Origin of the sequence: Marinomonas shanghaiensis, assembly GCF_003259175.1 — a bacterium.
In the GTDB taxonomy this organism is placed as follows: domain Bacteria; phylum Pseudomonadota; class Gammaproteobacteria; order Pseudomonadales; family Marinomonadaceae; genus Marinomonas; species Marinomonas shanghaiensis.
On record NZ_QGOK01000014.1, the window covers coordinates 65,188 to 89,267 of the forward strand.

General features: G+C 44.5%; 25 protein-coding genes. 18 read left to right on the forward strand and 7 right to left on the reverse strand.

Going from position 1 to position 24,080, the window contains the following annotated elements:
• Positions 1–106 precede the first annotated feature (106 nt).
• Positions 107–325, forward strand: coding sequence for a VF530 family protein (locus tag DKT73_RS12280; protein ID WP_111638847.1), 219 nt, complete (start codon positions 107–109; stop codon positions 323–325).
• Here the strand turns inward: DKT73_RS12280 and DKT73_RS12285 are convergent.
• The 3 genes from DKT73_RS12285 to DKT73_RS12295 all read right to left on the reverse strand — a co-directional run bounded on the left by DKT73_RS12285 (position 322) and on the right by DKT73_RS12295 (position 2,965).
• Positions 322–1,320, reverse strand: a complete 999-nt coding sequence (locus DKT73_RS12285; protein ID WP_111638848.1) for a GGDEF domain-containing protein — start codon at positions 1,318–1,320, stop codon at positions 322–324. The two genes, DKT73_RS12280 and DKT73_RS12285, sit on opposite strands and share 4 nt — an antisense overlap.
• A gap of 37 nt (positions 1,321–1,357) precedes the next feature.
• A complete protein-coding gene (locus DKT73_RS12290; RefSeq protein ID WP_232827861.1) occupies positions 1,358–2,407 on the reverse strand; it encodes a GGDEF domain-containing protein in 1,050 nt (349 codons plus the stop codon).
• 81 nt (positions 2,408–2,488) lie between these two features.
• Complete coding sequence (locus DKT73_RS12295) at positions 2,489–2,965, reverse strand: NYN domain-containing protein (protein WP_111638849.1); 477 nt, start codon at positions 2,963–2,965, stop codon at positions 2,489–2,491.
• Between the two features lie 164 nt (positions 2,966–3,129).
• Here DKT73_RS12295 and DKT73_RS12300 point away from each other — a divergent pair, with 164 nt between their 5' ends.
• A complete protein-coding gene (locus tag DKT73_RS12300; RefSeq protein ID WP_111638850.1) occupies positions 3,130–3,507 on the forward strand; it encodes a DUF4870 family protein in 378 nt (125 codons plus the stop codon).
• Between the two features lie 30 nt (positions 3,508–3,537).
• Here the strand turns inward: DKT73_RS12300 and DKT73_RS12305 are convergent, their stop codons facing one another.
• Positions 3,538–4,473, reverse strand: a complete 936-nt coding sequence (locus DKT73_RS12305) for an aq_1923 C-terminal domain (protein ID WP_111638851.1) — start codon at positions 4,471–4,473, stop codon at positions 3,538–3,540.
• A gap of 203 nt (positions 4,474–4,676) precedes the next feature.
• On the opposite strand from DKT73_RS12305, the gene DKT73_RS12310 reads away from it, so the two are divergent.
• A complete protein-coding gene (locus tag DKT73_RS12310) occupies positions 4,677–5,960 on the forward strand; it encodes a ribonuclease J (RefSeq protein WP_232827862.1) in 1,284 nt (427 codons plus the stop codon).
• A 39-nt stretch (positions 5,961–5,999) separates the two neighbouring features.
• On the opposite strand, the gene DKT73_RS12315 is transcribed toward DKT73_RS12310, so the two are convergent.
• Positions 6,000–6,947 (reverse strand): LysR family transcriptional regulator, encoded by a 948-nt coding sequence (locus DKT73_RS12315; RefSeq protein ID WP_111638852.1) that lies wholly within the window; start codon positions 6,945–6,947, stop codon positions 6,000–6,002.
• Between the two features lie 125 nt (positions 6,948–7,072).
• Here DKT73_RS12315 and DKT73_RS12320 point away from each other — a divergent pair, with 125 nt between their 5' ends.
• From DKT73_RS12320 to DKT73_RS12345, 6 genes are all read left to right on the forward strand, one after another.
• A complete protein-coding gene (locus tag DKT73_RS12320; RefSeq protein ID WP_198666614.1) occupies positions 7,073–8,026 on the forward strand; it encodes a tripartite tricarboxylate transporter substrate binding protein in 954 nt (317 codons plus the stop codon).
• Positions 8,026–8,490, forward strand: coding sequence for a tripartite tricarboxylate transporter TctB family protein (locus DKT73_RS12325; protein WP_111638854.1), 465 nt, complete (start codon positions 8,026–8,028; stop codon positions 8,488–8,490). The genes DKT73_RS12320 and DKT73_RS12325 overlap by 1 nt, the downstream gene beginning before the upstream one ends.
• 24 nt (positions 8,491–8,514) lie before the next feature.
• On the forward strand, positions 8,515–10,014 hold the full coding sequence (locus DKT73_RS12330; protein ID WP_111638855.1) for a tripartite tricarboxylate transporter permease: 1,500 nt from the start codon (positions 8,515–8,517) through the stop codon (positions 10,012–10,014).
• Positions 10,007–10,804 (forward strand): amidohydrolase family protein, encoded by a 798-nt coding sequence (locus DKT73_RS12335; protein WP_198666615.1) that lies wholly within the window; start codon positions 10,007–10,009, stop codon positions 10,802–10,804. The genes DKT73_RS12330 and DKT73_RS12335 overlap by 8 nt, the downstream gene beginning before the upstream one ends.
• 35 nt (positions 10,805–10,839) lie before the next feature.
• On the forward strand, positions 10,840–11,937 hold the full coding sequence (locus DKT73_RS12340) for an amidohydrolase family protein (protein WP_111638856.1): 1,098 nt from the start codon (positions 10,840–10,842) through the stop codon (positions 11,935–11,937).
• A gap of 103 nt (positions 11,938–12,040) precedes the next feature.
• Positions 12,041–13,006: a Bug family tripartite tricarboxylate transporter substrate binding protein gene (locus DKT73_RS12345; RefSeq protein WP_198666616.1), complete on the forward strand. Its 966-nt coding sequence runs from the start codon at positions 12,041–12,043 to the stop codon at positions 13,004–13,006.
• A 63-nt stretch (positions 13,007–13,069) separates the two neighbouring features.
• Here DKT73_RS12345 and DKT73_RS12350 read toward each other — a convergent pair whose 3' ends face one another.
• Positions 13,070–13,969 carry a LysR family transcriptional regulator gene (locus DKT73_RS12350; RefSeq protein WP_111638857.1) on the reverse strand — a complete coding sequence of 300 codons (900 nt, stop codon included), beginning with the start codon at positions 13,967–13,969 and terminating at the stop codon, positions 13,070–13,072.
• A gap of 150 nt (positions 13,970–14,119) precedes the next feature.
• Between DKT73_RS12350 and DKT73_RS12355 the strand changes: the two genes are divergently transcribed.
• The 9 genes from DKT73_RS12355 (at position 14,120) to DKT73_RS12395 (ending at position 22,789) form a co-directional block, all read left to right on the forward strand.
• Positions 14,120–15,133, forward strand: coding sequence for a hydroxyacid dehydrogenase (locus DKT73_RS12355; RefSeq protein WP_111638858.1), 1,014 nt, complete (start codon positions 14,120–14,122; stop codon positions 15,131–15,133).
• 2 nt (positions 15,134–15,135) lie between these two features.
• Positions 15,136–15,813: an RraA family protein gene (locus tag DKT73_RS12360; RefSeq protein WP_198666617.1), complete on the forward strand. Its 678-nt coding sequence runs from the start codon at positions 15,136–15,138 to the stop codon at positions 15,811–15,813.
• A 126-nt stretch (positions 15,814–15,939) separates the two neighbouring features.
• Positions 15,940–16,893 carry a Bug family tripartite tricarboxylate transporter substrate binding protein gene (locus tag DKT73_RS12365; protein WP_111638860.1) on the forward strand — a complete coding sequence of 318 codons (954 nt, stop codon included), beginning with the start codon at positions 15,940–15,942 and terminating at the stop codon, positions 16,891–16,893.
• A gap of 60 nt (positions 16,894–16,953) precedes the next feature.
• Positions 16,954–17,412: a tripartite tricarboxylate transporter TctB family protein gene (locus DKT73_RS12370; protein ID WP_111638861.1), complete on the forward strand. Its 459-nt coding sequence runs from the start codon at positions 16,954–16,956 to the stop codon at positions 17,410–17,412.
• A 12-nt stretch (positions 17,413–17,424) separates the two neighbouring features.
• A complete protein-coding gene (locus tag DKT73_RS12375; RefSeq protein ID WP_111638862.1) occupies positions 17,425–18,927 on the forward strand; it encodes a tripartite tricarboxylate transporter permease in 1,503 nt (500 codons plus the stop codon).
• 120 nt (positions 18,928–19,047) lie between these two features.
• Positions 19,048–20,019, forward strand: coding sequence for a TRAP transporter substrate-binding protein DctP (gene dctP / locus DKT73_RS12380; RefSeq protein ID WP_111638863.1), 972 nt, complete (start codon positions 19,048–19,050; stop codon positions 20,017–20,019).
• Position 20,020: 1 nt separating this feature from the next.
• Positions 20,021–20,542: a TRAP transporter small permease gene (locus DKT73_RS12385; protein WP_111638864.1), complete on the forward strand. Its 522-nt coding sequence runs from the start codon at positions 20,021–20,023 to the stop codon at positions 20,540–20,542.
• A complete protein-coding gene (locus tag DKT73_RS12390; RefSeq protein WP_111638865.1) occupies positions 20,542–21,834 on the forward strand; it encodes a TRAP transporter large permease in 1,293 nt (430 codons plus the stop codon). Before DKT73_RS12385 ends, DKT73_RS12390 begins: the two co-directional genes overlap by 1 nt.
• Positions 21,835–21,838: 4 nt before the next feature.
• The gene (locus DKT73_RS12395; protein WP_111638866.1) at positions 21,839–22,789 is read left to right on the forward strand and encodes an SMP-30/gluconolactonase/LRE family protein; all 951 of its coding nucleotides are present in this window, start codon (positions 21,839–21,841) and stop codon (positions 22,787–22,789) included.
• Between the two features lie 60 nt (positions 22,790–22,849).
• On the opposite strand, the gene epmB is transcribed toward DKT73_RS12395, so the two are convergent.
• The gene (gene epmB / locus DKT73_RS12400) at positions 22,850–23,899 is read right to left on the reverse strand and encodes an EF-P beta-lysylation protein EpmB (protein ID WP_111638913.1); all 1,050 of its coding nucleotides are present in this window, start codon (positions 23,897–23,899) and stop codon (positions 22,850–22,852) included.
• Between the last annotated feature and the right edge of the window lie 181 nt (positions 23,900–24,080).

The window sequence follows — 24,080 nt, forward strand, 5'->3', positions numbered from 1 at the left end:
AAACCTGCAGGCAAGCGGAATGAGCGGCAATATCTGTAAGCGGCTTTTTTCGGCTTGCTGTATACTCTCGGATAAATGGTTAATTGAGTCATAGGAATAAACAGATATGGTCGGCACACAAGTGAATAACCCTCTACATGGCGTGAAACTGGAAAAAATTGTCTCGGATTTAGTAGCGCATTATGGCTGGGAAGCGTTAGCGATGCGCATCAACATAAACTGTTTTAAAAGTGATCCATCGGTGAAGTCGAGCTTGAAATTTTTGCGTAAAACACCTTGGGCTAGGGAAAAAGTAGAAGCGCTTTTTCTAGAGACCTTTCATTAAAAACAGACTCTGTTTCGACCTTCGCGCTTGGCTTGATAAAGTTTTTCGTCGGCAGCGCGAAGAACGTCAGTCAAGGCTTGTTCGGGCTGTAGCGAACTGATGCCAATACTCACCGTGAGTTTGATGTCTTCTTGATGACTATGGAAGATTGCTTCTTCGATCGCTTGTCGTATTTTCTCTGCCTCTTCTTTTGCTTTTTGGTGATCAAGGTCCTTTAGTAAAACAACAAACTCTTCGCCGCCAAGGCGGTAGACTTCTTTGACTTGAATGGATTGGCTAAGCAGGTTGGCAACCCTGATGAGCACGGTGTCACCAATATCATGGCCAAATTTGTCATTGATGTTTTTGAAGCGATCAATATCGATCAGCAGCGCATGTATCTTGCTAAATTGCTCTTGAATGAGAGCAAAATCGGTTTTTAGTGCGTGACGATTACACACACCCGTTAAAGCATCTTGCAAGGCCAAAGAGTGTAAAAAAGAGCTGACTTTTTGACGTTGTACTTCGTAGAGATGGCACACCAACCAGATGGCAATGTAGACCAAGCTAAAGTTAAACAGCGTTCGATAGGGCATGTAGAGGTTGGTGTCTGCACGTGTAAACAATATTGCTGCCGACAGCGTCATCACAAACGCGCTGAAGTAAAATCCTTTTTTTAAACCAAATAAACTGTAATACCAGATAGGCAGTGCCAGACACCAAAAAATGGAGCCAGCGATCAGGTCCATAATGGACGCTGAGAGTAAAATATTAACGGTTAATATCACCATTAAGGCATATCGATGCCAAGATCGGTATTGCTGTTTCAACGATGCGTGAAAACAATAACCACCAAATAGCGCAGCAAAAAGCTGAATAACCCCAAGGTCTAGCTTTTGCATTAACAGCATATTGAGCAAAAAATAAACACTGTGCAGTGCGCAGAGAAGGGCACTGAGCCATTTATGTAATACCTCTGGAGGGACAGAGGTGTGTGGGTACTGCCTAGCACTCATGGATAGACTCGTTCAAAAAAATAGAATAGATAAAGCACTAAACGGCTTCAGTAATACTCATCGATCCATAATGAACTAAATTACGCCCTTTATTTTTGGCAGAGTAAAGGTTTTTATCGGCGGCACGTAAAAATTCTCGGAATGTTTGTCCCTTTTTAAGCTGAGCGATACCAATACTCACCGTAATTTTGATATTTTGTTGGTGCGTTCTAAAGACGGTATTTTCCACACTTTTACGGATGGACTCGGCAAAGTCGAACGCCTGTGTGGCGGAATGATCGTTAAGCACAATAAGAAACTCTTCCCCTCCAATACGATAAACATTGTGGCTTGGAATGCAATATTGCAGTAACTCGGCAATTTCAACCAATACTTGGTCGCCAACATCATGCCCAAATTCATCGTTTACGCTTTTAAAATGATCGATATCAAGGATTAATAAGCGTGTTTCTTCTGGTGCGGTTTGAAACGAGTTGTCTGATTGCTTGTTGAACCCGTCAAAAAAAACCTTTAATGCATGACGATTTTGCGCCCCCGTTAGAGGGTCTTGGAAGGCCATTTTGTAGAGCAATAGGCTACTTTTTGCGTATTGAGTTTCATACAAATAGCAAATGGCATAAGAGAAAAAATAGGCGAGTACGAAATTAAGAACCGATCGGTATGGAAGATAGTTTTCGGTTGCAGATTTCAGAAACAGCATCGTCAGTACGGGAAACGACAAGACTATGGTGAAGACTAATCCCTGTTTGGCTCCAGCCAACAAGCAGTACAAGGGCGGTAAGAGTAGCAGCCAATAGATGGAGCCGGCTCTTAAATCCGCTAAGTAAAAGGCGGAGAATGTGGTCACGGTCAGGGAAAAGATCAGAGCAAAGCGGTGCCATTTTTCGATCTTTTTTTGCTGGGCAGCGGCAAAAAAATAAAGACCCAAGGCTCCGAACATACCGTCCACCATACCGATAGTGATTTGGTCTAACAGGGCAATGTTCAGAAAACAAAAGAAAAACATGAGCCCGCTACTGGTTAGACTTAACCATTTATGCAGAGTGTCTCTGGTTTCCAACAGTAAAAAGTTTGTTTGAGTCGTCATATTGCCATTTTCTGCATATAAAATAATCAGTAAAGGATTTTGAGCGACATATTCTCTCTCAAAAATATAGACGAGTTAGATTTATTTTAGTAACAATTTGTTATCAATCGCAGTGAAGTCATCGGCTGCATGAATCAAAGATTGCGCTGTTAACGATTCCACACCGTACACCTCAACTTTGGTATGATATTTTTCCCTGAGAGTGGACGCAAGAATGTCAAAATCGCCATCGCCCGACAACAGCACCAAGACATCGCTATCTTTACCGTGTTCTATGCCATCGATGGCGATACCCACATCCCAATCACCTTTGGCAGAGCCATCAGAGCGTTGAATAAAGGGCTTTAGCTTTACTTCGAAACCGATGGCTCTGAGAATGTTTTGAAACTGACGTTGTTTTTCATCGCCTCTGTCTATGGCGTAGGCAATGGCTTTGACCACATGGCGACCTTCGGTGGCTTGTTGCCAAAAGCGGTTGTAGTCGAAAGAGCGCCCAAAGGCTTGTTTCGTGGTGTAATAGACATTTTGCACATCGACTAAAATGGTCACATTGGTCATGGTATTCCTAGGTTGTATGAGTGAAAAAGAGAAGAAAATAACACGTTACAAGTATTTGTATTGAAAAGAAATCATAAAACTAGACAGGACAAGGGCGATAAATTTTAAAATATCCCCATTATGCTCATCAGACACATTTTTATTGAATAACGGAGTGACTCATTATGTCAGGATTCGAACCCGATCATCAGTTTAGGTCTCTTACACCGAGGGAAGAGAATGCCAAAAGCAATGTTGTGATCGCGTATATTTTTATGCTGTTAGGTATCTTTACAGGAGTGTTTTGGCTGATTGGCGCGATCTGGGCCATGGTAAAAATAAGCGACGCTCGCAGCACAAAGTTTGAAGACCATTACGCCAATATTATCAGTACTTTTTGGTGGGGGATTTTCTGGGGGATCATTGGGGTAGTACTCGCCTTATTTTTTATTGGCTACTTCATCTTGTTCGCTGTCTGGGTATGGTCGATTTTTAGAATGGTAAAAGGGATTGCCAGAGCCACGTCGAATCAGTCGTACCGTGACATGTTCAACCCCTTTTAGGCGAAGTGAATCATCAATGGCTCTGTCTGATTAACGACTTTGTATCGTGATTCGGTTGTTTTTATAGAGCGAGCCTTCGCTTGCCAACAACGTCAGCTCTTTGACACTAATGGGTGAGGAAGGCAACAAAGACAAAGTCAGCTGCTTAGGGGTCTCTAAAAAAGTTTGTACCGACGTTGCAATCTGCTTGGCTTCTGGTGAGTTAGCGGGCGCTAATCCCAATGCTTGACTGGCGAACATCAAGGCACCCTCTAATTCTACCGGATTGCTTTGGTAAGAACCTGAGGGCGGAAACAAGCGATGGATTAAACCGGACTCTTCGTATTGTATCTCTAAAGATCGCAATTCAATGGCGTCACCATAAATAATCGGTAGCGCTTCTGGTTGACCTAGCGCGAAGGACGCGAGTATGTCAGAACGAAGGTCTGATGGTGTAAATTCATGATCTAACAGACGAATGTTAGACATTAGTGTCAGCTTACCGGCATCTTTTATGTCTAGTTTGAGCTCAGAAACGATGCCTTCATCTTGAATGGTGGAAGAAAAAGAGCCTTTACCCAATAGTGTGTCCATCCCTGCTGAACGCATTAATGCTCTCGTTTCCCTTGATAAGCTATCAATGGGGCTTTCCTGTATCCAGAAATCAATGTCTAGATTGGGGTGTTTAATAAGATAGCTATTGAAGGAAATGCGCGCGAATATGAGTATTGGCGAGTTCTCATCGCCAATTTTTACCCCTTCAAGTGACGGTGTCAGAGTAAAAGGATTAAAATAGACTTGCTGATAATGCACAAATTGGCTCAGCCCCGTGCGCTCTAACTGTTCTTGGATTTTTTGTTCGGCGTATTGTGCACCGTAGCGTTGAACCGCATACAGTCCTAGTATGGCGAAACAAGACAGTAAGATAAAATACGTTAGGACCTTGCCTAAAAGAGTTTGAAACTTTGAAGTTGTGTTCAATGTCATAGTCCAGTCTGAAAATTAACGGGCGAAACGAGTCAACCAATGCATGATGGTCATTCTGTCGTTAGGCGAGATTCTATCGGAAAATGCGTATCATGGACAAAATTTAGCTTTTATTTATTCACAAGGAGTGCGTTATTTCATCTTTGATTCCCTCACAAGAGGATTTATGGTTTCTGCCATTAGGTGGCACGGGCGAGATCGGCATGAACATGAACCTTTATGGCCACGATGGTCAATGGCTAATGGTTGATTGCGGTGTGTCCTTTAACGAGCCGCTCACGCCGGATGATCTGCGCACTGCCGAAATTGTTTGCGCTGATCCGCGTTTCATCACCGAACAAAAAGAACGTTTGGCTGGCATTGTTATTACCCACGCCCATGAAGATCATGTGGGTGCTTTGCCTTTTTTGTGGCGACGTTTTAAATGCCCTGTTTACACGACCGCCTTCACAGCAGAAGTGTTGCGTCGAAAGTTGGTTCAAGTCGGCTTAACCGACCAAGTGCCGATTATTGAAGTGAAAGCAAACGAAACCAAAAAAATTGGCGTCTTCAATGTCAAATGGTTGGAATTAACCCATTCCGTACCAGAGCCCTATGCGATGACGATCGACACGCCTGTCGGTAAGATTTTTCATACGGGGGATTGGAAAATCGACAAAAAACCGATTTTAGGCGAGGCTTTTTCTCCAGCCGCGTTTAAAGCCTTGGCCAAAGAAAACATTCTTGCCATGGTGTGTGACTCCACCAATGCACTCAAAGACGGTTTTTCACCCTCCGAAACCGACTGCTATCAGGGGTTATTAGCTACCATAGCGGCAGAAAAAAACCGCGTTGTGGTGGGATGTTTCAGCAGCAATGTTGCGCGTTTAGTGGCATTAGGACAAATCGCCAAAGAGACGGGTCGATATCTTGCTTTGATTGGACGATCGCTTACCAACATGGTCAGTGCGGCACGGGTGACGGGACATTGGCCGGAGGATGTGCCGATTATCGACGCGGCGCACCTAGGGTATTTACCAAGGGAAGAAGTGTTGGCCGTGGCAACTGGAAGCCAAGGCGAACCAAGAGCAACCCTCAATCGACTGGCGGCGGATAATTGTTTTGATTTGAGTCTTGAAGCCGATGATTTGGTGATTTTCAGTGCCATGCGTATTCCGGGCAACGAGCAAGCGATTGATCGACTGGCCGAGCAATTTAAAGGTCGGAAAATCCGCACCTTGCAAGCCCATGAAACCGACTTAACTATTCATGTGAGCGGACATCCTTGTCGCGAAGAGCTCAAACAGCTTTATACCTGGGTGCAACCACAATTGGCCATTCCCGTTCATGGCGAGCCAAAACATCTGGATGCCAACGCTGACGTCGCCAAACTCAGTCATGTGCCCAATCAACTGGTTGGCCGAAATGGCGACTTATACCAGCTTGCGCCAAACATGAGTATTCGACGCCAACAGGTAAAAGTCGGCCGGATTGCATTGCTTAGATAGTAAAAGTCCGATTAAGGTTTGGTGCTGATATCATGGCAATTATAAAAGGGCTTCTGACTGACCTTGGCTTTCGAAAATAGAGGCCCCTTGTTCTACTAACAGATTTTTTAAGTTCTTTACCGGTAGTGATAAGTAACTGTCTTTGCGGCTAATGACATTATATTGTCTCTGCATATTCAGTTCAGTGATCGGAACTTCTTTTAGATACTGTCCTGACGCGCTTGGAAAGTTTAAATTACGCCTTGATATAAAGCTGAGTAGATCTGTTTGCATGATGACGGATGGAATCATCAAGAGTAAATTAGTTTCAATCTGTACCTCGGGTTTGGGTAAGCCATTGAGTTCAAAGGCTCGGTCTAACCATTGTCTACTCATAACAGATGGCGGTGCTAATACCCATTTATGCTGACTAAGTTTATTTAAACTAATCTCTTCCTGAAAAACTCTGTGGGAGCTATTCGCTACGACGACCATGGTATCTTGGTAGAAAGGAATCCATTCAAAGTTTTCGTGTAGATCAGCGTTTAGTCCAATGACTAAATCAATTTCACGCCTCTCCAGTTGTTCGTACAAAACGTCTGTCTGTCCTATCACGGCTTTTAATTGCACGTCAGGAAAATTTTTTGTCAGTATTTTGGTGATCGGTAATATAAGGTGGTGAGCTGCCGTAGGAACAACGCCAAGCCTAATTTGCCCATGCTCATTACGATCGAACTCCTTTATTTCCTTAACGATATCGTTGGCGTTGTTGAGTATTTTATGGGACCTCAGGAGCAAAAGTTCCCCAGAAGGGCTGAGTTTTATGTTTCGGCCATTCTTAATAAATAGCTGCGTATTTAGGCTTCTTTCTAAGCGACGAACGCTTTCCGTTAAGGCGGGTTGTGTTTTATGGAGCTGAGTAGCGGCCTTGCCAACATGACTTAATGTGGCAATACACTGAAAGTAATAAAGGTCTCGTAAATCTAATTGATCAAATATATTTATCATTTTTAAAAAATTAACGATTAGTATTTATCGATGATATCTAATATTAATCCTTAAAGACAGCTTAAAGAGATATACCTCTTTACTGTTAAACTTATAAAAATAATTTTCAAAAAGGCCACACCATTATGTCATTGCTTAAAACTGTCCTCACAGGAGCAGTCTTTTCGTCTATGTTTGTCTCCTTAGGCGCTAATGCTGTTGATTATCCAACACATCCTATCACGATGGTTGTTCCTTACGGCGCAGGTGGAACTACGGATATTTCTGCTCGTAAGCTTTCCAGTTTAGCTGAGGCTGAGCTAGGGCAACCTATTGTTGTCGAGAACCGCCCAGGTGGCAGTGGCACCAACGCTATGCGTGCTGTAGCTAAAGCCAAAAAAGATGGTTATACACTGATCGCAACGACCTCTTCTCCTTTATTTGTCACACCTGCTGTTCGTCCAGTTGGCTATGATTCTGTTAAAGACTTTACACCAATCCTAAATTATTCAGGCCCATATCATGGTGTGTTAGTGCAAGCAGATAGCCCGTATGAGTCTTTTGATGAATTAATAGCCTCCGCTAAGTCTGGTACATCTATTAGCTATGGTACGGCAGGCGCCATGGGCGGACCGCATTTATCCTTTGAATTAATTGCCCGTGAAAATAAAGCCAAACTTAAACATGTACCTTTTAGTGGTGCGGGATCGGCAACAGCTGCATTGTTAGGTGGTCATGTTGATGTGGCACTTGTGCCTGCTTATCGTGATCTGGTTTTAGACTCAAAACTTAGATTGTTAGGCGTGCTAGATGATAGTCGTGATCCAGACTTTACATCCGTTCCAACTCTGAAAGAGGCTGGATACGATGTTGAGTTTCCGTCTGTGGTTGGTGTGATGGCGCCTGCTGGAACAGATCCTGACATTGTTGCCAAGCTTGAAGCGACTTTTACAAAAGTAGCTAATTCTGACGAATTTAAAGAATTTATGACCAAGTTAAATCAGCCAGTTAGGGTCATGACGGGTAAGAAACTTGGGGAAACTATTAAGATGAACCTTGAGACTTTTCGTCAAGTTGCTAAAGAGTTGAGTCAAGAGTAATGAATTTGTCCATTTCAAAGCTATTGGCAAAAAGTGGTCTTCAGTCACTTATTTTCTTGATATTAGCTGTTTTTGCTGGGCTAGGGCTTTGCTTGTTAGATACGCAAGTGCAAGTATTTAGCTTTGGCGACTCCTTGTTCGATGCGCGGTTTTTTCCGCGCATTGTGCTTGTCCTCATCATAGTTATCGCTCTGCTGTGTTGCATAGCTCGAACTCGAAAAATGGATGAACCAATTGGCTCTCTTGCCGGATGGGCACGGGTGTTTCTCGTGGTTGGGATGATCAGCATAGCATTATGGTTTATGCCGAGTGTTGGTTTTTTACTTAGCTCGTTTGTGGTTGCTAGTGTGACAGCGTTTATCCTTGGTGAGCGAGATATTAAGCTTTATGTTGGTCTCCCTCTTCTTATTGCTGCACTTGTAACCTTTGGGGCCCAATATGGGCTGACCATTCCTTTGCCATAATCCTGTAAGTGGAGTTTTCTTAACATGTTACTTGATGCTTTTAATGCATTAATGGATATCTGGGTATTGGTTGCCGCAATAGTCGGGATCGTGACAGGTATTATTATTGGTGCGATTCCAGGGCTTGGGCCGACTATGGCCATAGCCCTTTTGATTCCAGTTACTTTTACTATGCCTCCCATACCTGCGATTACCTTGTTACTTGGTGTATATCAAGGTGCGATTTTCGGTGGTTCAATTTCTGCGATCTTATTAAATGTACCTGGTACACCTTCTTCTGCTGCGACAGCCATTGATGGTCACGCTATGGCCAAAAGAGGAGAGGGCGGACGTGCTTTACGTATTGCGCTTTATGCCAGTGTAGCGGGCAATATATTTAGTTGTTTTGTTTTGATTGTACTGGCTGAGCCACTTGCCTCTATGGCGTTGAATTTTGGCCCAGCTGAAATGGCCGCGTTGATGTTTTTTGCTCTTCTTGTCATTGTCTTGTTCGGTGGTGGGGTTCGTTTAGATGCCGCTTTGATGGTGTTACTAGGCGTGTTTGCTGGCATCGTAGGGTTAGACCCAATAGAAGGCACACCACGTTTTACCTTTGATAGTTTTGCGATGGAGAACGGCTTGCAGCTCATCCCTGTATTGGTTGGGCTGTTTGCTATGTCTGAGGTGTTTCTGAAGTTATTTGAACGTCGCAGTGCAAATCAAGGGGACATGGACATACCGGAAATCTTGCCAAGCAAGGTGCGTTTTATTGATATGTGGCGCATGCGGGCGACGCTGCTTTGGTCATCTTTAATTGGCACTTTTGTGGGGATTTTGCCTGGTATTGGCTCGACCGTTCCTGCGTTTATGAGCTATAGCTTAGCGCGAGCTCGTTCAAAGCAACCGAATAAATTTGGTGAAGGGGCGGACGAAGGTGTTGCAGCTCCAGAAGCGGCTAATAATGCGGTGACGGGTGGTGCGCTGATACCAACATTGGCTTTGGGTATTCCTGGTGATGCAGTAACCGCTGTGATTCTTGGTGCTTTTATGTTGCAAGGATTAGCACCGGGACCATTTTTATTCCGTGATTATGGGATTGAAGTGTATGCCATCTTCGAAGCCCTGATCTTGTCCTCAATCCCAACGATTATTTTTGGGTTGTTGCTGTTTAAAATTGCAGTGCATGTCATACGCATTCAGCCACGTCATTTGTTTCCAACCATTACCATACTGGCGTTACTGGGGGCCTTCTCTGTAAACAATAGCTTAGTGGATGTTTGGGTCATGCTAGGGGCGGGTTTTGTTGGATTTCTTTTACGTCGTAGTGGTTTTCCATTGCCTCCGCTTCTTATTGGTTTAATTCTTGGTACGCCACTTGAGCAAAGTGTTCGCCAAGCTTTGTTAACCAGTAATGGTAACTTGGATATTTTTTGGAATTCACACATTGCTTTATCAATAATTGCTTTAACCGCAATCTGTATAGTAATCAGTGTAGCGATTTCAGTATTTAAAAATAAGCGTCATCAAGGATCGTCTGATGTCTGATTCTGATTTCATCCTATGTGATAGCCACATGCATGTTTTTAGTCATGATGAGGTGATCCAATCTTCCAAGTATGTTGCACCTGCGAAAGATCTGTCTGATTTCATTGTAGAGTCAACCACAAAAGATATTGGTCGAGCTGTGGTTATACAAGCGTCTATTGATGGAACAGACAATTCTAGGTTGCTAGAGACGCTGTTACATCACGATCAATTGTCGTTACGTGGTGTCGCTATGATTGATGAGCAAAGCCGTGATCTTGAAACACTTGCCCATGCTGGAGTGCGGGCTCTGAGGATTCAAGATAGGACACGGCTGGGTATTAATGATCTAGATCGCTTGCCAGAGCTTGCTGCAAAAGGGGCTGAAGTAGATTGGCATGTGGAGATTAATACTGAACCGGCTCGCTATGAACGCCTAAGATCGCTTTTGAACACGCTTCCTGCTGGCCAATTGGTCGTGCTTGATCATTTTGGACATTGTGATCCTCTAAGCCTTGAACAATGCACTCAGCTATGTCGTTTGCTCGATACGGGGCGTGTATGGATCAAGCTGGCGCCGACTCGAGTGAGTCAGCAAGTTGGTCGTTACCAAGATTTAACCTCCATCGTTCAGATTTTAGCGGGACAGTATACCGAGCGTTGTCTTTGGGGTAGTGACTGGCCTCATGTAATGACGGCGGAACCCTTGCCAAAAACCACTGACATGCTGAATTTTTATAAAGAGGTGCTGACGACTGAACAATTTGTTGCCTGTTTCAGTCGTAATCCAGCCACGCTTTATCGATTTTAGTTAGCTGAAAGCGTGGTTGCGTTTTAAGGAATCGAATGTCTCATTCTTCTAATTCAACTCATCAAGACAAAATGTTGGAAGCTTGGCAGCAACGAATGTTGGTTAGCTCGCCAAACCCTAATCCTAATAAGGAATGGCTGTCACAAGTGGAAGAGGCTCCATTACTTCCTGAATTACCGATTGTCGATGCGCATCACCATCTATGGGATCGCTCTGGTTTTCGGTATTTATTGGAAGAATATGCGGATGACATCGGTTTTAGTGGCCGCAATGTGGTGGCTTCTGTTTTTGTGCAATGCCGCTCCATGTATCGCCAAGATGGGCCGGAGAGGATGAAGCCGGTTGGAGAAGTGGAGTTTGTCCGTGGCATAGCAGCGCAAGCTCGCAGTGGTTATTACGGCAAAACAAAAGTGGCTGCGGCCATTGTCGGTGGTGCGGATTTGTTATTAGGGCGAGAGGTGGCGTCTGTACTGGATGCCATGCAAGAAGCCGGAGGGCGCTTGTTTAAAGGCGTGCGAACGCCTGTTGCTGCACACCCTGACCCTGTTATTCGTTCCAACCCTGTGCCAGTGCCAGAAGGGCTTATGCTCACAAAGGCGTTCATCGCTGGGGCTGAGCAGTTAGTACAGCGAGACCTGTTATTGGATTTGTGGGTGTATCAAACCCAATTGACGGAAGTGGCTAGGCTAGCACAAGCCCAGCCCAACCTACGGATTGTCATCAACCATGCCGGTGGTCCATTAGGTCTTGGGTTGTATAAATTTGATCGCGAGCAGCATTTTGCTGATTGGCGAGCAGCTCTGGCCGAACTTGCAGCATGCCCTAATGTGTTCATCAAATTGGGTGGGTTCGGTATGCCGATAATGGGGTTTGAATTCCACTCAAAATCGCGTCCACCTTCTTCTGTTGAGTTGGCTAAGTGTATCGCTCCTTATATCAATGCTTGTATTGAGCTGTTTGGTCATGATCGCTGTATGTTCGAGAGTAATTTCCCTGTTGATAAAGGCAGTTATTCCTATGGCGTATTGTGGAATGCGTTTTGTCGAGTAGCTGAACTTTGGAATGTTCAAGCGCGCGATCAAGTGTTTCATGCCACCGCAAGTCGTCTGTACCAAATCGATAGGGACAAGTAATTCTTATGCGTGTTTTGTTTTCAAGGTAATGCAGTAAGAAGGGGAGTAAGTGATGTCATTTGCTGCCTTGTTAATCACATAAAATAAATCTAAAAGGTGAAACATGAAAAAACTGAAACCAACTTCGATGATCTCTGCGATGGTATTGGCGACTACGCTGTCTGCGTCTTTGAGTTTTGCGAGCGAGTACCCTGAAAAATCGGTAGAAGTGGTGGTGGGCTACTCTGCCGGTGGCGGAACGGATGTTATGGCACGAACCATTGCTACGCATTTGGAGAATTATCTTGGCAAAGACGCGGGATTGGTGGTGAAGAATTACCCTGGTGCAGGTGGTCAAATTGGCTTCACAAAAGTGGCGACAGCAGATGCCGATGGTTATACCTTGGGGACAATGAATCTGCCTGCGGCATTGGCTTTAACCTATGACCGTAAGGCCGACTACAGCGCAGACAGCTTCACTTGGTTAGCGAATTTTGTCTCCGATCCTAATACTTTGGTGGTCAGTAAAGAATCAGGTATCACGTCTGTTGAGCAGTTAATTCAGGTCGCACAGCAAAAGCAGGGAGCAATGACGGTAGGATTGGCAGCACTCGGTGGCAATGATCACTTTTCGGCGATTCAATTTGCTGAAGCGGCCAACATCAAGCTAATTCATGTTCCGTTTAAAGGCGCAGCCATGGCTCGTACTTCGATTATGGGTGGGCATGTGAATATGGGAACCATGGCATTTAGTCAAACGGTTGGTTTTGATAACGAGCTACGTGTCTTAGCCGTCCTATCCGATGAGCGTTTACCCCAAGCGCTAAATATTCCAACCGCTAAGGAACTAGGCTATGACGTCGTTATGGGGGCTTATCGTGGCTTGGTTGCTCCTGCTGGTCTGCCTGAAGCTACCCTTAAAAAGTTAAAAGTAGCGCTTGATAAACTTGCAGAGGATCCAGCTTTTCTTGAGGATATGAAAAAACGCGGCACGCCTGTTCAATACAATAGTGGTGTTGCTTATGAATCTTTAGCGAAAGAGCAAAATGAAATCGCCAAAAAGATTTGGCAAGAAACGCCTTGGAAATAATTTACCGTTAAAGCTAGACGAGGGTTTTGCCCCAATGCCCTCGTTTGGTACATCAGATCTTCTTTAAGCCGTCCCATTGACTCTTGGAATCCCCTGAGGACCGCATTGTTCTGCCAGATGGTTATGTAACTCTTCGATAATGACTTTTCTAGGGTTGTTGAGGCGTTCTACTATGCCTATTTTTCGTGAAATTTGAGGTGAGCCAAATTCGATTTTTTTTAGGCTGGCCATTTCTGGCTCCTGAAGAAACATATGCGGAACAATGGTTATGCCTAAGCCGCTGCGAACACAGGTTATGAGCGCATTAATGGTGTCCATCTCTGCGACATCATTGGTAATCACGCCCAAAGCTGAAAGCTCGGTATCAATCACATTTGCCAAGGGGACTGCACTTTTAAAGCGAATGAAAGGATACTCATTGAGCATTTCTTTCAGCGGGAGTACTGCCATATCTTCTGGTAAAACCACCCAAAGCGGTTCATCTAAAAATGGCTGCCAATTTAAATGCTGAGGAATACTAATGTGCTCAGCGATGATGGCGGCGTCCAAATGTCCTGATGCCACATCTGAAACTAGTTGTGAAGACAGGCCGATGCGCAGGTTTGTTTTTAAATCCGGGTATTTTGAGCGCATCTTGACCATGGCACCCGGTACAACATTGACCGCGCTTGAGCGCACAGAACCAATCATCAAGGTTCCAGAGATTAAATCTCCTCGTAAAGAGAGCTTGGTATCTTCTTCCAATCGCATGATTTTGTTTGCCATTTCAACCACTTGCAAGCCTTGTGGTGTGAAAGTGGGTGGCCGAGTGCTTCGATCAAATAACTCTGTTCTAAGTTCTTGTTCTAAAGAAACAACTTGCTGGCCAACCGCGGCGGCCGTCAAATTTACTTTCTCTGCAGCCTGAGAAAAAGTGCCGTACTTGTGGATAGCGAGCAAAGTTTTCAGATGTCTTGTGTTCATATGTAAATAAAACCTTTATTAAAGGTAAAGAATTATTCGATATATTAAAGCAAATCTTTTTTGTAGTCTATTTGTATAAGTTTTAAAGCGTTTTTACATAACGTTCTAACGTTTTCTCTAACAGCTTTTCTATACGATGATAAAAACAATATGACAACGAAAAATATCCTTGTTACGGGCCCTAATTTGGCGCCTAGTGCGATAAAATTTTTAGAGGAAAAGGGTTATACCCCTATTCATACTCCTCCTTATGCGAACAGCGAAGTGATTGCTGGTCTACTCCGCGAAACGCAAGCGGTCGGTATTATCTCCAGGATGGGACGACTAGATGCTGATACCCTCGATGCGGGTCTTCCTCACTTAAAAGTCATTGCCAAACATGGTGTTGGTGTTGACAACATTGATATCGATGCCGCTGCGCAACGCAACATTCCTGTAGTGGTGGCAACGGGGGCAAATGCCGTATCGGTAGCTGAACATACCATCGCCTTAATGTTTTCTTCTGTTAAACGCGTGTTGTCTCTTGATAGTAGTCTTCGTGCTGGACGCTGGGAAAAACCAGGGTTTTCTGGTGTTGAACTGGCAAATAAAAACATGGGTTTGTTCGGCATGGGAGCAATTGCTCAAGCGACAGCCAAAATGGCGAAAGGCTTTGGTTTGAACTTATTTGGCTATGACCCATACGCGAGTGATTCCGTGTTTGCAGAGTATGAAGTTACTCGTTGTGACACCATCGAAGCTTTGTTGGCGAAGAGCCACGTCCTAAGTCTACATTGCCCTCTAACCGAGCAAACTCGTGAGATTATTAATGCCGAAAATATTGCCCGTATGCCAAAGGGCAGTTACATCGTGAATACCGCTCGTGGTGGTTTGATTGATGAAGCGGCCTTAGTTGCCGCAATTCAATCCGGTCATCTTGCTGGTGCAGGACTTGACACCTTTGCGGTAGAGCCACCAACAGCTGATCACCCATTTCTAAAAGAAGAGGCCATTGTTGTGACCCCACATATTGGTGGTGTGACAACAGAAGGCAGTACTCGTGTCAGTGAAGATGCCGTTGCGGGTGTCATGGCGATTGTTGAAGGTGAGCGTCTACCTGCACATCGCATTATTAACCGCAAATTGTTAGCAGACCCAGCACAGTTTGTGCAGCAAGGAGAATAAAAATGTCTATTGGTTTTCAAATATTGAAGCGTGAGCGTAAAGCGTCAGAAGAAATGATTAAAGCCTTTACAGGTCTTCCTGTGGCAAACGTTTCTGACTCAATGAACCGTGTTTTTGCTGCGGGCCCGACACTGCGCCCAATGCACGCGTCTGGCGCCATGATTGGTTCTGCTATTACAGTGAAATCTCGCCCAGGTGATAACTTGATGCTGCATAAAGCCATTGATATGGCTGAGCCAGGCGACGTGATTGTGGTTGATGCGGGTGGTGATTTAAGCAACGCCTTGATGGGCGAACTTATGTTGGCTCACGCTATTAATCGTGGTGTTGCTGGCTTTGTACTTAACGGCGCTATCCGTGATTTGGATGCCTTTGTAGCAAGCAACCTGCCGACATTCGCAGCAGGTGTAACCCACCGTGGCCCATACAAAGATGGCCCGGGTGAAATCAATGTGCCGATCAGTATTGATGGCATGGTAATTAACCCAGGCGACATCGTGATTGGTGATTGTGATGGTGTTTTAGCCGTGCCACTAGAGCATGCAGAAGCCATTCTAGCCAGCACAATGGGAAAACAAGACAAAGAAGTGAAGCAAATGGCTGCAATCAAAGCGGGTACGAATGATCGTAGTTGGGTTGATGTGGCTCTTAAAGAAAAAGGCTGCAAATTCCCAGAATAAGCAGCAAGTTATTAGTTGGTCGTTTTAGTTAAAAGGGCTAGCTATTAGCGTGTTTGAATCTGAGTAAAGACTCAAACATTCAGGGGGATCGCTCCTAATTAAATTTAAAAACCTCGGAGAAGACGCATGTTCAATTATAAAAAGAAAGCTGCGCTTGTGAGTGCCTTGTTATTCGCATCGGGTGCTGCATTGGCTGATTACCCAGAAAAAACTATCACTTTAATCGTTGGTTTTTCTGCGGGTGGTGGTACGGATGTGATGGCACGTAATATTGCCCCATATGTTGAAAAATACCTTGGTAATGATGCCAGCATAGTCGTTAAAAACGTTCCTGGTGCTAGTGGACAGATTGGTATTACCGAAGTCGCCCATTCTGATCCTGATGGCTACACCATTGGTACGTACAACCTTCCTGGTATGATGGCGCGCACATTAGATAGAGATACTAAATATTCAGCAGACAGTTTTACTTACCTTGCCAACATTGTTAGCGATCCAAACGTTATCGTGACTTCTAAAAAATCTGGGATTACTAATGCCAATGAATTTATTGAAGCGGCTAAAAAAACGCCCAAATCTATTACCGTTGGCATGTCAAGCCTAGGTGGTGATGATCATCTTGGTCTAACTAAGTTTCAAAATATCACCAATACAGAATACACCATCATTCCTTTTAAAGGTTCTTCTGGTGCACGTACCGCAGTAATGGGTGGGCATGTTGCCGCTGCCGTTTTGAATATTTCTGAAGTGGCGGCTTTTAAAGATGAGTTGAATGTCATTGGTGTTGCCCAGGCAAAACGTTCTGAGTTTGCTCCAGATGTTGAAACCTTTAAAGAGCAAGGCGTGGAGTTTTATAACGGCGCATTGCGTGGTTTTGTTGCACCGGCAGGTTTACCAAAAGAGGTAGAGCTAAAACTTCTAGAGGCGTTTAACCGTGCGGCCAACGATCCTGAATTATTAGCCAAAATGAAGGCAACCGCTAACCCTGTTGAGGCGTCTATCGGACCTGATTTTAAACTGCTAAATGATGAATTGTATAAATTGGCGAAACAAGCGTGGGAAACCACACCTTGGAAATAACGTACAGAGTGCGGAGGATTGCCTCCGCACCATAATTTACCTAACAGGTAGTGGCTTGTGATGAATAATAACAATACAAATCCATTGTTGCGGCCGATGATAGTAATTGCATTTTGCATTCTTATCGCATCAGCTGCGTTCCTCCTCCCAGCGTTAGAGCTGACAGGTAATGCTTCCTTGTTACCCGTTGCTATGCTTATCGCGCTGATGGTGTTGTCCGTTATCTTAGTGATAACAGATATTAAAAAGGCTCGAACGAATAAGACGCCTAATAAACCAGCTCTTCAATCCCCAGGACGTGTATTTGGTGCACTACTATCGGTTTTTGTATTTGTCACCAGTGTCGATCTTTTTGGATTTTATTTGGCTACCGCTATTTTTGTCCCAGTGGCTGCGTATCTTTTTGGTTGTCGAAGCCTAAAGGTTTTGGTGGCTTCTGATGTGATTGTTGTTGCTGGTATTTATTTAATCTTTGGCATGGCGATGGCTAAAGATTTTCCTATGGGTTCCATTTGGTAGAGGTGACAGATTATGTATATGGATCTAATTTCAGCTCTTCCGAGCGTACTCACGTTTGATAATTTTTTTGCCGTTGTTATTGGTGTTCTATCTGGTATTGCTGTAGGAGCTATGCCGGGCCTTAGTGCAACGATGGCTATCTCTGTTTTGGTGCCTTTTACGTTTGGCCTAGACCCATTGGTGGCATTAGGATTGATGGCCGGTATTTACAATGGTGCTATGTACGGTGGTGCGATTCCAGCAGTATTGCTGCGTATACCGGGCACACCTGCTGCAGTAGCAACCAGTTTTGATGGTTACCCTATGGCCCAACAAGGTCGTGGTGGTTTTGCATTACAGGTTGCGGTGGTGTCTTCCGCCATTGGTGGTATTGCTAGTGCTCTAGCTTTGATGTTGCTTGCGCCACCACTAGCAAAAGTAACGCTATTATTTGGGCCTTCAGAAGTTTTTTGGATCGCTGTATTTGGTTTGTGCAGTATTATCTTCTTGCTAGGTGAAAGTCCAATAAAAGGTTTGATTAGTGCTTGCTTTGGTATTTTTGTCTCCATGGTTGGTGCTGATCCTATTACCAGTGAAGACCGTTTTACTTTTGGACAGCTTGAGTTGCTAGATGGCATCAACATGGTTATTTTGTTAGTTGGTCTTTACGCCATGCCACCGGTAATCGACTTGCTTGAGCAGCCACTAGAAACGAAAGAAGCGGGTAAAGCGCTCAAAACAGAATCCTTGATACGCAGCTTGCCGAAGATGTTCCGCTTCTGGAAAACTTGGCTTCGTTCCTCTTTCATTGGGATCTGGATTGGTATTTTGCCAGGTGCTGGCGGTTCAATGGCAGCCTTCATGGCTTACAATGAAGCGCGCCGTACAAGCAACAATCCAAACGAGTGGGGCCAAGGTGAACCTGAAGGCGTTGCCGCAGCTGAAACGGCGAATAATGCTGATACTGCATCGGCACTTATCCCTGCATTGACGCTAGGTATTCCAGGTACTGCAGTAGCCGCGGTGATGTTGGGCGGTCTATTAGTACATGGTTTACAGCCAGGCCCAATGTTATTCCGCGATAATCCGGATATTGTTTTCGGTTTTATGTGGCAGTTCTTGTTCGGTGCTATTTTGTTGATTTTCCTTGGTGGTTCATTAGCAACCAATAGCTTCTCCCATCTATTAAAACTTCCTCGTCCAGTATTGGGATCTATCATCATTGTGTTGATGTTTATCGGGGTGTATTCAATTAACGAACGTATGTTCGATGTCTACCTAATGTTGGGTTTTGGCTTAATTGGCTATGTCATGGATAAGTTTAAATTTCCATTACCTCCTGTGGTATTGGGTTTGATCCTAGGTGGGTTTGCTGAAGAAAACCTACGCTTAACGCTGTTGATTGGTCAGGGACAATGGTCTGCATTATTTGCTAACACTACGAGCTTAGTGTTGGTTGCTATGACTATTGCGGTCGTTGTTGGCCCTATGATCAAGCGCCGTCTTGTCAAAAATCGTCAATCTAAGGGGGAATAAGCATTGAGTTGGTAAGGGCTAGCTTCTAAGTGAGGTGGCCCTTGCTTTAGTTAATGGTCAAGCACCTTTCCTAGTTTTGTTAACAATAATAAATAGAGCGAAAATGCTACGGAGACTTATATGACTTTAAAAATGATTGTTGCCAGTGCCATCATGGCTTGTACAGTTGCAGCTCATGCTACTAGTTGGACTGGTTATACTTATTCTTCTGTATCAACGACGGCTGCGGTGAAAGGTATGAATCGCATTAGTGAGCGCGTTGCTGCTGAGACTAATGGTGATTTAGATATCAAAATTCATCTCGGTAAAACCCTGCAAATTAAATCCTCTGATATAACTCAAGCAGTAGGCGATGGTATTGTAGATTTTGCTGCAGACTTCTTCTTTTCTGGTAACGTCCCGATTGCTCGCGTACTGAATCTGCCAATGTTAATTAATAACGATCAAGAGTGGCAAAAAGCCTATGCGGCGATGCAACCCATGCTTGAAGAAGCCTTCGCGCAGCAAGATGTTGTGTTACTAGGAGGTTACCGTTATCCACAGCAGGTCTTTTTTACCACTTTCCCGGTTAATCAGTTGACTGATATCAAAGGTCGTAAAATCCGTGTGACCTCACCGGAGCAAGGTCATTTTGTTGAAGCTTTTGGTGGTTTGCCTATCACTCTATCAGGCAGTGAAGTGCCTACCGCCCTTGAGCGCGGCGTGATTGATGGAGTATTGACAGCCAGTGCTGGTGGTGCGAAGACGTGGCATGAGTTCTTATCAAATAATTACCGTTTTGCTGTGAATTACGGCAACTCCATGATCATTGCAAATACGGATTCGTTTGCAGATTTAGACAAGGAAGACCAAGCAAAACTCCGTACGATTGTTTCGGAAGAAGGCGAGAAAATTTCGGCCGAATTCATTGAAGATGAAAAAGCGCAAATGGCTTTTCAGCAGTCGATGGGGATGACCATTATGATGGCTGCAAACGGAGATGCCGAAAAGGCAAGTGATTTGTTGCGTCCATACTGGTCTGAGTGGGCAAAAGAGAATGGCCCTCAATACGAACAAGCGCTGGCATTAGTGCTAAAAGCAATTGGTAAATAATATGTATTCCGAGCAAACTTTGAAAGGTGTGGCGCCCGCTGCACCTGTTTTTAATTTTCTGGGCAAAAACATTAGTCTACTTTCTTCAGTCATGCTTTGTACTTTGGTCACATTAGTGTCACTAGAGGTTTTTCTGCGATCAGTGTTTGGTTATTCATTTGGCTTTGTTGAAGAGGTGACAGGGTATTTAGTCGTCGCGCTTACCTTATTTGGGGCGGCAATGGCTGTGCGAGCAAACTCTTTGTTCCAAGTACAAATGGTGTTCGATATCTTACCCTATAAGTTAAGAAGGTTGTTTGGTATGGCATTTACTCTGATTGCTATTGTGATTTGTGTGGTATTGGCCTTGAAGACGTTCGACTTAGTAGACAGTTCTTTTAGCCGAGGAAAGTTTGCTCCAACTGTATTGCGCACACCTTTATGGATACCGCAAACGCTTTTACCGTTAGGTTTTACTGTTATTGGGGTGTTCTTAGCGGAACATCTACTTATTCTGTTCCGTATGAAAGAAGGTCATAACTAATGGAAGGCATTTTAATATTTGGTCTTCTTGTAGGACTTATTATTGGTGGGATGTGGGTGCAGTTTGCTGTTGCCAGTGCTGGACTTGCATACCTCTGCGCAATTAAGGGCTTTGCCGGTTGGAAAGCCTTGGGTATAGTTAGCTGGGGATCTGCCAATAGCTTTACCCTTGCGGCTATTCCACTATTTATTCTAATGGCGGAAATCTTATTAGGGTCAGGATTAAGTTCTCGGCTTTACAAGGGTGTATCGCCATTCGTGCGTCGCTTACCTGGTGGTTTGTTGCATACCAATATTGCGGGAAGCGGTATTTTTGCTGCTATTTCAGGGGGCAGTGCGCCAACGGCCGCAGCGATGTCGACCGTAGCGTTGCCAGAATTGTCATCACGTGGTTATAACGTTCGTTTGGTCTCTGGTTCATTAGCGGCTGGGGGAACGTTAGGTATTTTGATTCCACCTTCGATCACCATGATCATTTATTCAACTTTTACAGAGACGTCTATTGCTCAATTATTTTCGGCAGGTATGTTGCCGGGGATTTTGTTAGCGTTGTTCTATATGGGCTTGATTATGATTCGGTGCATTATGAATCCAAGCTTAGCGCCAGCCGATAAGAGCAAATTGACGTTTAAAGAGTTGTATACTGCTGCGCTTGATGTACTGCCATTCTTAATGCTGATTTTTATGGTTTTGGGCAGTATTTATGGTGGTATTGCCACGCCAACAGAAGCCGGAGCAGTGGGCGTTTTAGGTGCCATGCTAATCGCGGGCATATATAAACGTTTGAATCTTACTCTGTTGCAAAATGCGTTATCCCGCACGATCAAAATGAGCGGTAATATTCTTTTTATCGTTTTCACTTCCATGATTTTTGCTTACGCAACGGCCTTGTCTGGAGCGGGTGAAACCTTGGTGAACTACTTACAAGATGCTGAAGTTTCACGCATTGCGTTTCTTATTATTGTTATGGTGATTTTTGCTATCTTGGGCTGTTTTATGGAAGGCCTAGGGATGATAGCGATTATTGTACCTGTGATTTTTCCTGCGTTGATCGCATTGGATATTAACCTTATTTGGTTCGGTGTGTTTGTGGTTATTTTGGTGGAGCTGGGGCAGCTCACGCCACCATTGGGGGTGATCTTGTTTGTGGTTGCTAGCTCTTCTGACAAGGTTAAAGTAGAAGATGTTGTCCTAGGAACTCTGCCATTTTTTATTGTGATAGTAGGGTTTCTTTTCCTATTAATGGCGTTTCCTGAGATTGCTTTGTATTTACCCTCATTAACAACAGGTTGATAACATGACGTATCCTCTCCCAGAGCCCGCTATATTTGATGCGGAAGTCTTTACTGAGTTACCTGAATCCTTACGTCGTCCAAATGCGAGTTCTTATTGGGCGACTCGTAATAAACGAGGCGCTACGGTTGATAGCTTTATTGAAGGCCCTTCGTTCGACCGTGATGGAAATTTATATTTTGTTGATATTCCATTTGGCCGCATTATGCGAGCGGATCCAGCAGGAAATGTATCGCAAATTGCGGAATACGATGGCCAGCCTAACGGCTTAAAAATTCATCAAGATGGGCGCATTTTTATTGCCGATTTTCAGAACGGCATCATGCAACTGGATCCGAAGACGGGGGAAGTTAAAGCGGTCTTGAAGGACTGTGATTCCGAAGGTTTTAAAGGCTGCAATGATTTGCACTTTGGCTCTGATGGTTCTCTGTACTTTACTGATCAAGGCCAGACGGGTCTGCATGATCCCACTGGTCGAGTATACCGTTGGCAGCCTGAGACAGGTGAGCTGACTTGCCTAATTGATACGGCTCCCAGTCCAAATGGCTTAGTATTAGATGTAAACAGTCATGTTTTGTATTTGGCGGTAACACGCGCAAATGCTGTATGGCGCTTACCTTTATCTGAAAGTGGTCGTGTTAACAAAGCGGGCTTGTTCCTGCAATTTAATGGCGGTCGTGCGGGTCCTGATGGTTTGGCACTCACGGCTCAAAATGGTGTTGTTGTTTGTCAAACAGGCATGGGGTTGGTTTGGATTCATGATAATTTAGGGCGGCCAATTGCCATTGTTCGATCTCCGCAAGGTTTGGGTACGACTAACTGTGCTTTCGGTGGCAAAGGTTTACGCACCTTGTTTATCACTGAATCAGATACAGGAACCATCCTAAAAGTGGAGTTTCCGGAAGATCTGAATATTTCAGGATATCCCATGTACTCAGGTTATCTGGGAAGTTAATCATGATGAGCGGTGCGATTTGTACGGGCAAATGATCGTCAAATTGCCCGCTCATTTAGTTTAGCTATCCGTACGTGGTGTTTGTTTTTCATTGGAAAGATTAAACGTCGGCGCAAATACCGTTTTTCCAGGCTTGCCGGGGATTTCCTTGGCAAGCCTTGGCACCAAATAACCAGGCAGTTCTGCTGCGACTTTGCCCATCAGCTGTTGTGCTTCTTCAATAGAAATATCAAAGTGCGCGGCCCCTTCGACTGGGTCTAAGGTGAACATGTAGTAAGGCAAGATGCCAGCATCAAACACGGCTTCGCTCAGGTTGACTTGGGCTTCTACAGAGTCGTTAACGCCTTTTAACAACACACCTTGGTTGAGCAGAGTAACGCCCGCTCTTTTTAGCTTATAAGCGGCGTGAGCGAGTTCTTCATCCATTTCATTGGCATGATTAATATGCCACACCATGACAACGTCTAATCGGCTGGCGTTAATCCACGCCAGCATGTCATCACAAACACGGTCAGGAATCACCACAGGCAAACGTGAATGAATGCGCAGGCGTTTTATTTGCGGCAAGGCATCCAACTTACGGACTTTGTCAGCGAGCAAAGCGTCTTTCATCATCAAAGGATCGCCGCCACTCAAGATCACTTCGTTGACTTCTGGATGTGCCTTTAGATAGTCGATTACCGAGTCCCATTCCGCTTGCGCCAGCTGATTATCACCGTAAGGAAAATGACGACGGAAACAATAACGGCAGTTCACTGCGCAAGTGCCCGTGGTGATCACCAATAAGCGGCGTTTGTACTTATGCACGATGGCTTTTTGCGGATTATGATCGGCTTCTTCGAGAGGGTCTTTTGTATAGCCCGCCACTTTTTGCATTTCGGCAAGGCTGGGTAAAACTTGCAACAGTAGCGGATCGTTTGGATTGCCATATTCAATACGCGACAAATAAGGGCGAGGTACTAAGAGCTTGAAACTGTTATGCGCCTCAACGCCTTGCAGGGCAAGACTTTTTGGCAGACCTAAGTGCTCAACCAGCTCTGGTAAAGAGGTGATCGCCTGTGACAGGTGTTGCGACCAGTTTAAATTGTTCTTCGTTTGAATCGGGATCACGTCAAATATCTGCAAAATTGTGTTCATTTGGGTTATGATTGCGCCAACTTATCTTGGCCTACTCGGCCAGTGGCTCTTAGAGATCTTTGCAAACGCTCTTTTTATTGGTCTATTTAAAGGCTTTAAATGACATAAAAGAGGTTCGCAGAGATCTTGGGACTGACATGATACGCCAGTCAGA